Source organism: Rhizobium sp. BK491 (genome assembly GCF_014194925.1).
Classification (GTDB): Bacteria; Pseudomonadota; Alphaproteobacteria; order Rhizobiales; family Rhizobiaceae; genus Rhizobium.
On sequence record NZ_JACIAR010000013.1, the window covers coordinates 1 to 1,107 of the forward strand.

At 61.6% G+C, this 1,107-nt stretch carries 1 protein-coding gene; it reads right to left on the reverse strand.

The window, feature by feature from the left end; genetic code table 11:
- Positions 1-288 precede the first annotated feature (288 nt).
- A partial coding sequence (locus tag FHX05_RS27790; RefSeq protein WP_210295016.1) for a calcium-binding protein occupies positions 289-1,107 on the reverse strand: 819 nt, incomplete at its 5' end.

Genomic DNA, 1,107 nt, shown 5'->3' on the forward strand with positions numbered 1-1,107 from the left:
ACAAGCTTGGCCGCACGCAGCAGGTCACTGCGCCCCGCCGGCTTCGACAAAGCGAGATCGCGGGCCAGGACATCCGGGTTCGAGGCGATGCGGAAGTAGCCGGCAATCGCTGCAACCGCAGCAAGACCACTGTCTGGTCGTTTCACCTCATCTGCTGATGGTGAGGACGCGGTCGGAGGCTGTTCCGCGTCTGCGGTAACTGTTTGATCCATGGAAATTTACGCCGGAGGCTTCAAGGTCGGCTGTCGGACATGAAAGCCCGACAGCCTGGTAGTTGGTGAGGGCTCGTTACGCCGCATTCTGTTTCGGGATCGCCGGCTGATAGGCGAGCGTGGCATCCCCGACCAGATAATGCGACGTCCCGTCCGCCGTCTGGTACGAGCTCGTGCCAGTAATCGCCGACCCATCGGAGAAGGATTGGCTGCCGTCTGTCGTCGACAGAAGGTTGATCAACTTTATGCCAGCTTGCGACATGGTCTGCAGTTCGCCATCGTCGACAGATCCATTCTGGTTGGCATCGCGCCAGACGCGGAACTCGCTCCAGCGGTCGTCATTGGCATCAAGCACATTGTCATGGTTGCTGTCGAAGGCCAGACGGAGACCGTCGAGGTCGGATACCGATCCGCCATTGGCCGCCACCTGATCCGGCGTTGCCCATTCTGAGAAGGCAAGCTCCTTGGACTGATCGATTTCGCCGTCCGGCCCGGCCTGGCCGTCCTCACCGAGATCAATCGCCAGGAAGCCATCCTGCGATCCTACCCAGGCGGTGCCATCCCTTGCTCCATCACCATTCCAGTCGAAGGTGACGGCCGAGCCGGTTGCCAAGGCGTTGGTGTCCAGCGGCCGCAGGTCGATATGGCCGTCGCCGTTCAGGTCGAGAAGAACAGGGCTTGTGGTTTTTGACCGCAAGTCCGCAGGACTCCAGACCGTCCCGTCGCCGAAGACGAACTGCTCAACACCGGTGCCGTTGCTGTTGTCGAGTGTCGCCTTCACGAGCACCGACCCGCCATCGCCGGCTCCCGGCGCACTCTCGGCGATCACGAAGGTGACGTCGTCGCCGTTGCGAACCAGCGTCACGTCGCCAGGGTTCACACCATTGAACACCAG